The 10104-nt window shown below is 50.3% G+C and carries 7 protein-coding genes; all 7 read right to left on the reverse strand.

The genetic code is table 11. From position 1 onward, the window contains the following. Positions 1–21 precede the first annotated feature (21 nt). Positions 22–2007: an alpha-L-arabinofuranosidase C-terminal domain-containing protein gene (locus tag VIM72_RS15570; RefSeq protein ID WP_332003750.1), complete on the reverse strand. Its 1986-nt coding sequence runs from the start codon at positions 2005–2007 to the stop codon at positions 22–24. Positions 2008–2013: 6 nt separating this feature from the next. Next, positions 2014–2757, reverse strand: coding sequence for an NUDIX hydrolase (locus VIM72_RS15575; protein ID WP_332003751.1), 744 nt, complete (start codon positions 2755–2757; stop codon positions 2014–2016). A 251-nt stretch (positions 2758–3008) separates the two neighbouring features. After that, positions 3009–4691 carry a sodium:solute symporter family transporter gene (locus VIM72_RS15580; protein ID WP_332003752.1) on the reverse strand — a complete coding sequence of 561 codons (1683 nt, stop codon included), beginning with the start codon at positions 4689–4691 and terminating at the stop codon, positions 3009–3011. Positions 4692–4781: 90 nt separating this feature from the next. Then, positions 4782–6260: an L-arabinose isomerase gene (araA, locus tag VIM72_RS15585; protein ID WP_332003753.1), complete on the reverse strand. Its 1479-nt coding sequence runs from the start codon at positions 6258–6260 to the stop codon at positions 4782–4784. 10 nt (positions 6261–6270) lie between these two features. Beyond that, a complete protein-coding gene (locus VIM72_RS15590; RefSeq protein WP_209860565.1) occupies positions 6271–6969 on the reverse strand; it encodes an L-ribulose-5-phosphate 4-epimerase in 699 nt (232 codons plus the stop codon). A gap of 6 nt (positions 6970–6975) precedes the next feature. Beyond that, positions 6976–8649 (reverse strand): ribulokinase, encoded by a 1674-nt coding sequence (locus VIM72_RS15595; RefSeq protein WP_332003755.1) that lies wholly within the window; start codon positions 8647–8649, stop codon positions 6976–6978. A 108-nt stretch (positions 8650–8757) separates the two neighbouring features. Further along, a partial coding sequence (locus VIM72_RS15600; RefSeq protein ID WP_332003756.1) for an alpha-N-arabinofuranosidase occupies positions 8758–10104 on the reverse strand: 1347 nt, incomplete at its 5' end.

Here is a 10104-nt window from a genome sequence, read left to right on the forward strand (position 1 = left end):
CGTTAAAAATTTGCCGGATGACTATTTATTTATCTTCGCGCGGATCACATAGAATGACCAGGGCGCTACTTCTGTACGGATTGTTTTTCCCCTGATCGCAATACTTTTTTCCTGCGGGGAAATGTGGGTAGGCTGATCCAGCGAATTAAGCCCCAGGAGATCATCGCTGCCCAGGGTGATCAAACGGCCATTGGCGGCCAAGCCCTTCACTCCTTGTACTGCTATTGTTACCGGTTTAGGCGTAGCTGCGGCATTCACCAGTTTAATGATCAGCTCACCACTGGCATTATCCACTACCGTGGACGCATATACGCTATCCTGCCCGCTGATCGCCTCATTCCCCTTTAATATAGGTACTACTGCACTGCCTTTGTGGTTGCCGTAAAGTTTTTGTACATAGTAATTGGGTGTACCATAGGAGCGCAGGTTATCGAACCAGATAAGATCCGGCGTCCATTGCCATCCATCCACATGAGCCAGCAGCGGCGCATAGGATGCCATTACCACTACATCCGTATTACGTTCCAGGCCGGTCATAAAGGCGGCTTCCGCCAACGCGCATAGCCAGCTGTTCTTATTATCGTTACCGTTACCTCCTTTCTTACTATGCGCGGCATACTCCCCGGCGAAGATCTTAGGCCCTTTACGGTCGTAGGAATCATAACGCGCCGCATTGCTGAGGAACCATTCCGGCGAGCTGTAGTAATGCTCGTCAAGGATATCTGCATGCAGCTTACGCAGGGTATCATTGAGAAAGGTAAACTTATCACCGTCGGGATTGGGGCCAAGACTATTCACCAGCTTAATCTCAGGATACTTGTTCTTAATAGCTTTTGCAAAAAGGGTATAACGCTCTACGTATTGCGGCCCCCATTGCTCATTGCCCACCCCCATCATTTTCAGGTTGAAAGGCGCAGGATGGCCCATTTTTGCACGCAGGGCGCCCCATTTCGTACTTACGTCGCCGTTAGCAAATTCAATCAGGTCCAGCGCATCCTGGATATAAGGATCCAGTTCATTCACGGCAACTATCTCTGCACTGTTGAACTGGCAGGCCATACCACAGTTGAGGATAGGCAAAGGCGAAGCGCCTATATCTTCCGCCAGCTGGAAATATTCAAAGAAACCCAGTCCGAACGACTGGAAATAATCCGGTGTGGCACGGTGCGCAAATTCATTATTCCACCGGTTCATGATCACTTCGCGGTCGTTCACATCCCCTACTGTTTTTTTCCATTGGTAACGGTTCGTCAGCTCCCGTCCTTCTACAATACAGCCGCCCGGAAAACGCACGAAGCCAGGATGCATATCGGCCAGCAATTGCACCAGGTCGGCGCGCAGCCCATTGCTTCGTTCTTTCCAGGTATGTTGGGGGAAAAGGGAAATCATGTCAACGTCTATCACGCCGCTACCTTCAAAAGCTACCTTCAGCTTGCCTTTGGGCACGGTGGCATTAGCGGTGAAACTGGCTTTGTATTGCTGCCAGTTGCCGCCTTCCGGTGTTACGGTAGCGCTGCCAATGGCTTTGCCGGCATCATCCAGCAGGGTTACGGTCATTTTTACGGCGCTGCCCTGCTGCTGGCGGGCGTATACGGAAAAATTGTACTGTTCTCCCGCTTTGATCCCCATGCCACGGAATCCTTCGTTCACAATTTCAAAGCTACGTGTAACCGGCATCGTTATCCTGGCAAAACGGGGATTGGACGGATGATCCTCTTTCCGGTTAACCACCAGTATCTGCCCTTTGGATACGGCATCTTTTGGGACGCTCCATCCCATCAGCGGCGAGCTAAACTCGAAAGAACGGTTCTTTACCAGCTCTGCATAGATCCCTCCATCCGCACTGAGATTAATATCTTCAAAGAAAATGCCCCACATGTTGGGCGATACCGGCGTTTTTACCTCGCCGGCTTTTACAGTAAAATTCAACGGCTGCTGTGCTGCTAACGGGGTCGTATATACGCCCGTAAGCAGTGCCAGCCCCGTGATAAAACGTTGTGTTCTCATATTTAATTAAGTCGTTTTTTTTGGATTCCAGGCTGCAGCCCCATTGTGTTGCACCATATGCGGATCGGGAACAAAGTTCAGGAAGGCGTGGAAATTGGCATTGTATTTCTTCCGGTCTACCTTATAATAAAAAGCGCCTTTCTTGGAGGATAGCTTATCCTTGTCTGTGAGCTTTACCAGCAGCTTGGTAGACAGGATCTTGCGGCTGAAATTACCCTTATCGAAAGAGATATTGTAAACAGATTCATACAGGTGCTGTAACTGCGGGATGGTAAATTTCCCGGGTAACAGTTCCAGCAACAGCGGATGCAATGCCGCTTTATAGCGTAGTTTCTCCTTCGCCAGATCTACCATGGCCTTATGATCAAAAATAAGGTCCGGGTGATGGTTGATCGGGAACCACACTGCATGGAAATCTTCATTCAGTTGTTGCTTGTATTTCTGAATATCGATTAAAGCCGTATAGGCCACGGATACGGTGCGTTCCACCGTATCGCGGGAAGGGGAACTGAAGGTATGGAGCTGTTCCATGTAAATACCATCCAGTCCGCTCAGGTTTTTCAACACCCTGCTGGCCGCATCTTCGGCGCTTTCCTCTTCCTGTATAAAGCCTCCCACCAGGCTCCACTGGCCCTTACAGGGCTCAAATCCCCTCTGTATCAGCAGCAGTTTCAGTTCCTGGCCATCGAACCCAAATATGATACAATCAACGGCGAATAATAACCGGGTCTGCTGCGAGTATCTTTTCATACGCGAATTTTGTCTGACTCAGGATTAAACTGATTACGCTGATTACCCTGATTTTATTTTTGTCTTGTAGCGGATTTTGTCTGATTCAGGATTAAACTGATTACGCTGATTACACTGATTTTGTTTTTAGATTTACCTTTATTCATTTCGATTTTTCTTATAAAATTTTCTAAAGATCATCTAAAATCTCCAAAAGTAAAATCAGGGTAATCAGCGTAATCAGTTTAATCCAGGGTCAGACAAAATCCGCGTTACCAGAAGCGGATGTACAATGCGGATAAGAGCAGCAGTGTTATTACGATCATTACGGTAGTAGTTGGGCTGATCTTAAACATTGATTTATCCAGTACAAAGGCTTTCGGATTTACTTTCGGTCCTGCAAAGCTGATGGCTATCATTACGATCATGGTGAACATAAAGGCCAGTCCCATGCAAATAAGGAAAGGAATTTCATAACCGCCTTTGCCATTAGGGTAAGCAGTATAGAAAATGGTTTCATGACCCAGCACGGCAGGCGCAAACTGGTTAAAGAATACACAGAGCGTAAAGCCGGTAATGATACCCGCCACTGCTGCAGCGCCGGTAGTACGTTTCCAGAACATTCCCAGCAGGAACATGGCGAATACGCCCGGGCTGATAAAGCCGGTATATTTCTGGATAAAGGTAAATCCGCCTTCACCGCCAATACCCAGCAGGTCGTTCCAGGTGAAGAGGATGCCCAGCAACATAGCGGCAACAACGGTGATGCGACCGGTCCACACCAGCTTTGTTTCAGAGGCATCCTGCTTAATATATTTACGGTAGATATCCAGTGTAAAGATAGTGGAGATACTGTTGGCCTTACCCGCAAGGGAAGCAACAATAGCTGCTGTTAAAGCGGCGATGGACAAACCTTTTAGCCCTGATGGCAGGAAGCCAAGAATAGCAGTGTAGGCGCCGTCTTTGCTGGCCAGGTTAGGCAGGTGGCCATTCTTCTGTAACACATAGGCCGCAATACCGGGCAGCATTACAATGATGGGCATCATGATTTTCAGTAAACCTGCAAAGAGGATACCGTTGCGGGCCGTTTGCAGATCCGCTCCCAGTGCGCGTTGCGTAATATACTGGTTACAGCCCCAGTAGTTGAGGTTTACGATCCACTGGCCTGCGGCATACATGAGGATACCAGGCAGCACCAGGTATTTATTGATATATTCCTGAGAAGAAGTAGCATCCGGTTTGGCGAGGATCATATGAAAATGATCCGGCGCGTCTTTCATGAGCGCAGCAAAACCAGCGAGTGCATTGTGGCCCAGGCCAAACTTCTCACTTACCAGCGTTAACGCCATATAAGTAGTGGCCAGGCCTCCGATGATCAATACACCTACCTGGATCACATCCGTATAACCGATCACTTTCATACCGCCAAGTGTGATAATGATGGCAAATACAGAAAGCGCAATCATCACCACATGCAGGTATTCTCCTCCCAGCAGGCCATTGATGGCCAATGCGCCGAGATATAATATAGAGGTGAGATTAACAAACACGTAGAGAAATAACCAGAAAATTGCCATGATCAGCGCCACGGTTTCGTTGTAACGCGTTTTCAGGAACTGGGGCATGGTATAGATCTTATTCTTCAGGTAGATGGGAATAAACCATACTGCAATGATGATAAGGGCAATGGCGGCAATCCATTCATAGGCGGCAACGGCAATACCTACGAAGAAGCCATCGCCGCTCATGCCGATAAACTGCTCCGCAGAAATATTTGATGCAATCAGCGATGCGCCGATTGCCCACCAGGTGAGGGAACCTTCAGCCAGGAAGAAATCTTTGGTATCAGTATGCTGTTTCTTTTTCTTCCTGTATATCCAGTAGCCATATACAGCAACCACAATGAAATAAGTAATGAAGACGAGTATATCGCCGGTGGAAAGGATGTTTTGCATAACGGGCAGTTTATTATCTTTTGCTTTTAGATGTTGGCTGGTGATAAAGCAACCGGCGGGCGTTTCAAAAGCGCCCGCCGGCGGTTGGAATTATTTAAAAGCGACATCGTTCCAGCGCAGCTCATTTTTGAATTCGCGCAGATCGGTATGCTTTCCTATCAGTGCCAGTTCAATACCCGCCATTTCTGCAAAGTCCTGCATATGTGCGGAGGTAAGGTTCTGGCTGTAGCAGGTATGGTGTGCGCCTCCTGCAAGGATCCAGGCGGTGCAGCCTTTTTTCATATCAGGATATGGCTTCCAGAGCACGCGTGCTACCGGCAGCTTTGGCAGGTCTTGTGGCGGTTCCACGGCTTCCACTTCATTTACCAGCAGGCGGAAACGGTTACCCATATCCACGATAGATGCGTTGATAGCTGGTCCGGCGGCAGCGTTAAATACCAGTCGCACCGGGTCGGCTTTTCCACCTATGCCCAGTGGGTGTTTCTCACACGATGGCTTGCCGCTGGCAATGGATTCACAGATCTCCAACATATGGGAGCCCAATACCATTGGATTAGACGGATCAAAATGATAGGTATAATCTTCCATGAAGGAGTTGCCGCCTGGCAGGCCGCTGCCCATTACTTTCATGGCCCGTACCAGCGCCGCTGTTTTCCAGTCGCCTTCCCCGGCGAAGCCATAACCGGCTTTCATGAGGCGTTGTACCGCAATACCGGGCAGTTGCACCATACCGTGAAGGTCTTCAAAGGTATCGGAGAAGCCTTTGAAGTTACCGGCTTCCAGGAAGGCTTTCAGCCCCAGCTCAATACGTGCTGCATCTTTCAGGGCGGGGTCCTGCAGGAGTGCGGAGGATATCGTATATACGTCGCCGTATTCCTTTACGAGGGAAGCCACTGCTGCATCGGAGATACCGTTGATCACACTAACGAGGTCGCCTATACCGTGGGTGTTGCAGGAAAAACCGAATACGGACTCTGCCTCCACTTTATCCCCATCTGTAACGGCCACGAAGCGCATATTATCGCCGAAGCGCACAAAGCGCGCACCTTGCCAGTCGTGCCAGCCGGCGGCTACCCTGGCCCATGCGCCCAGTTCTTCCAGTACTTCCGGATCCTGCCAGTGGCCTGTTATCACTTTACGGTTCATACGCATGCGGCTCATCATGAATCCGAACTCCCTGTCGCCATGCGCGCTCTGGTTCAGGTTCATAAAGTCCATATCTATTTCGCTCCAGGGGATATCGCGGTTGAATTGTGTATGCAGGTGGCAGATGGGTTTGGACAATGCTTTCAGGCCGCGGATCCACATTTTTGCGGGGGAGAAAGTATGCATCCAGGTAACTACGCCTATGCAGTTGGGAGCGGCATTGGCTTCCATGCATACCGCATAGATCTCGTCCGGTGTTTTCACAGTAGGCTTGTATACTACGGTAACGGGTATACGTGCATTCCCGTTCAGTGAAGCGGCAATTTCCTGGCTGTGCGCAGCTACCTGTTTCAATGTTTCTTCTCCGTACAGGTGTTGGCTGCCGGTTACAAACCAGATCTCGAAATTTTTCAGATTAATCATGTTGCTTTGTTTATTGCCCGTAATAGGAATTGGGGCCATGTTTACGTTCAAAATGTTTCCGGATCAGCGCATCTTTCAGTCGCGGTGCTTTGTTGTTGATCGACTCTGTGAGATACGCCATTTGAGCCACCGATTCCAGTACGGCGCTGTTGTATACTGCTTTGGCAGGAGTTTTTGCCCAGGTGAAGGGGGCATGGTTTCCTACCAGGATCATTTCAATTTCTTCGTAGGAAAGTCCTCTTTCCGCCAATGTGTTCATGATCTGGAAGCCGGTCTGATACTCGTAGTCACCGGCAATCATCTCATCAGACATGGGCGGGGCGCAGGGGATATCCACGGTGTTATGATCGGCATGCGTGGTGCCGTAAATGGGAATATCGCGCTGGCTTTGGGCCCACGCCGTAGCGTAGGTGGAATGGGTATGTACAATGCCGCCGATATGTTCCCAGTGTTTGTACAAAACGGCGTGGGTGAGGGTATCGGAAGAAGGGCGTAACTGCCCGTCGACTGTTTTACCATCGAAATCCACGATTACCATTTTTTCGGGAGATAGCTCCGCATAGGGCACGCCGCTCGGTTTGATGGCGAATACGCCCAGCTGCCGGTCGGCCGCACTTACATTCCCGAAGGTGAAGATCACCAGTCCCAGCGCAGGCAGCTGCATATTGGCTTCGTATGCCGCCTGCCGGATATGTTGATACTGTTGCATACTGAATTAATCAATAGTGATGGCGGAAGTGAATGCGCCTAATGCTTTATACTTCTGGTACCTGTTTTCGTATATACCTACCCGTTGGGCATCCGGTTGATAGGTCACTTCAAACCCCTGTCCCATTGCTTCCATGGCCTCTTCTACCCTGCTGAACAACCCGGCGGCGGTAGCGGCAAACATGGCAGCGCCCAGTGCGCAGGTTTGCTCAGAGCGGTGAATACGGATAGGCATATTCATTACATCGGCCATCATCTGCATGATAAAGGGTGATTTTTTGGCTACGCCGCCGATACCTATCAATCCTTTTACAGGTACTCCTTCCCTTTCAAACCTTTCCACAATGGCTTTGGCGCCAAAGCAGGTAGATTCCGCCACGGTACGGAAAATGCGGGGGGCGTCTGTAGCCAGGTTCAGGCCGGTGAGGGCGCCTTTCAGCGACTGGTCGGCATCCGGTGTACGGCGGCCGTTGAACCAGTCGATACCCAGCTCGCTGTGTTCTTCCGGCGGGATCTGCGCCGCTTGTTTAGACAGTTCTGCAATGAGCCTGCCGGAGGTTTCCTGTGCCAGTTTGGCGGCGGTTTCCGCATCGATGAGTGAAGACGATGGCAGCAGCTGATGTAACGGCCACGCCAGTACGTTGCTGAACCAGGCGTAGGCATCTCCAAAAGCCGACTGCCCGGCTTCCATGCCCATCATGCCAGGGATCACGGATCCTGGCACCTGTCCGCAGATGCCTTTCACCAGTTTATGTTTCATTTCATCCATAGGCGCCACCAGCATATCGCAGGTGGAAGTGCCCATTACCTTGCTGAGGTGGTAAGGTTCTATTTGTCCGCCTACTGCGCCCATATGCGCATCAAATGCGCCAATACCTATCACCACGCTGGTAGGGAGGCCCAATTTCTCCGCCCATTCGGGGCAAAGGTGACCGGCGGCTTCGCCGGAGGTATATGTTTTTGTAAAGAGCCTTTGGGTAAATCCCTGCAGCAAAGGATCAATGGCGGTAAAGAATGCATCCGGGGGCAGACCGCCGAACTCTTCTGCAAACAACGCTTTATGCCCTGCACTGCAAACGCCGCGTTTCAGCTGGCTGATATGTTTCCCGCCGGAAAGCAGGAACGGTATCCAATCGCAATGCTCCACCCAGGAATAGGTGGCGTTCCTAACGGCTTCGTCTGTACGAAGAATATGCAGCAGTTTTGCCCAGAACCATTCAGAGGAATAGATCCCTCCCACAAAGCGGAGGTAATTTTCTCCGAAGGCAGCGGCCGTAGCATTGATGGCAGCTGCTTCTTTCAGGGAAGTATGGTCTTTCCACAACACGAACATAGCGTTGGGGTTCTCCCGGAAGGCCGGGGTAAGCGCCAGCGGCGTACCTGTTTCGTCTACTGCTACCGGGGTGGAACCAGTGGTATCCACCGAAATGGCTTTGATATTGTTGGCAGCTCCGGGCCCTGCCTGTCGCAGGCATTGGCGGATGGTAGTTTCCAGTCCCTCTATATAATCCAGCGGATGCTGGCGGAAACGGCTCTGGGCTGCATTGCAGTACAGGCCATCTTTCCAGCGCGGGTAATAAAAAACAGCCGAGGCGATTTCATTCCCGTTATGTACATCTACAATGATAGAGCGTACCGAATCGGTACCATAGTCTACCCCTATTACCCAGGATGAATTCATATTAACGTTATATTGACACTTATTAAATCAGGTAAAAAAAAGACGAATGTCGGCGGGTGGTAAACCAACCGGATTCCAGTTCGGCCGGCACCACCACACCGCTATCCGTTATTTTAATTCGAGCACTACTACAGAAAATGGCGGCAGCTTTACACTGATCGTATTCTTCTTAAGCGATGCGCCTTTAAAATCCACCGGTTTAATAAGATCCGGCTTTGTAAAGCTGTTATAGTCCTGCAGTTTTGCAGAGGCCAGCAATTTACCACTGATTGATTTATAGGCTTCACTGCGGGTATCCAGTGTTACTTCCTGTGCTTTATTCGCATCGATATTTACGAGGGAAATATGCGTAACGCCGTTCTTGTCTTTGGAAGCAGACGCGGAAACTGCAGGCAGCTTCTGGTTTTCGAACGTATAGTCGTTGGAGTGAATTTCTACCGGGATCAGCGTAGCATCCTGGTGAACGTTATACATCTCCATTACATGATAGGTAGGTGTAAGCACCATCACGTCGCCTTTAGTAAGGATAACGGATTGCAGCACATTAATAGCCTGCGCCAGGTTGGCCATACGTACACGGTCGGAATGGTTATTAAAAATATTCAGTGTAGCGCCGGCAATCATGGCATCGCGCATGGTGTTTTGCTGAAAGAGGAAGCCAGGATTGGTACCTTTCTCTACGTTATACCATCCGCCCCATTCGTCTACCAGGAGCGCTATTTTTTTCTTCGGATCATATTTATCCATGATGGCCGTGTGCCTGCTGATCAGCGTATCCATATGCAGGGCGGATTTCATGGTAGCGAAATATTGTTTTTCGGTAAAATCAACTGCATCCCCTTTATGGTTCCATTCCACTGTTGAATAGTGGTGCAGGGCCACGCCATCCAGCAGGTTGGCGGGAATATTTTTCATGAGCACTTCTGTCCAGTTATAATCGGCGTCACTGGCGCCGGAAGCAATACGGAACAGGTTGCCTTGCATGAATGTGGCAAATTTGCGGTAAAGATCGGCATAGTATTCCGGGCGCATGTTACCACCGCAGCCCCAGGCTTCGTTGCCCACACCCCAGTAGCGTACCTTCCATGGTTCCTTGCGGCCGTTCTGCTGGCGCAGGTCGGACATAGGGCTCTTACCGGGGAAGTTGGTGTACTGTACCCAGTCGGCCAGCTCCTGCGCGGTACCACTGCCCACGTTGCCAGACAGGTAAGGCTCTGCTCCCAGTTCTTCGCACATGTTGAGGAAGTCGTGCGTACCAAAACTGTTATCTTCCGTTACATTGCCCCACCAGGTGTTCACGATGGTAGGTCTTTTATCCTTCGGCCCGATCCCGTCTTTCCAGTGATAGGTGTCTGCAAAGCAGCCGCCCGGCCAGCGGAGATTAGGGATCTTCATTTTACGCAGTGCGGCAATCACATCTTTACGTACACCGGCGGTATTAGGGATGTGTGAGGT

This window comes from Chitinophaga sp. (assembly GCF_036569185.1).
Classification (GTDB): domain Bacteria; phylum Bacteroidota; class Bacteroidia; order Chitinophagales; family Chitinophagaceae; genus Chitinophaga.

Bases quoted from the DNA above. Each gene is read 5' to 3' on its own strand.
- VIM72_RS15580 (WP_332003752.1), bottom strand. From the start codon at position 4,691: ATGCAAAACATCCTTTCCACCGGCGATATACTCGTCTTCATTACTTAT.
- VIM72_RS15590 (WP_209860565.1), bottom strand. From the start codon at position 6,969: ATGCAACAGTATCAACATATCCGGCAGGCGGCATACGAAGCCAATATG.
- VIM72_RS15575 (WP_332003751.1), bottom strand. From the start codon at position 2,757: ATGAAAAGATACTCGCAGCAGACCCGGTTATTATTCGCCGTTGATTGT.
- VIM72_RS15570 (WP_332003750.1), bottom strand. From the start codon at position 2,007: ATGAGAACACAACGTTTTATCACGGGGCTGGCACTGCTTACGGGCGTA.
- araA (WP_332003753.1), bottom strand. From the start codon at position 6,260: ATGATTAATCTGAAAAATTTCGAGATCTGGTTTGTAACCGGCAGCCAA.
- VIM72_RS15595 (WP_332003755.1), bottom strand. From the start codon at position 8,649: ATGAATTCATCCTGGGTAATAGGGGTAGACTATGGTACCGATTCGGTA.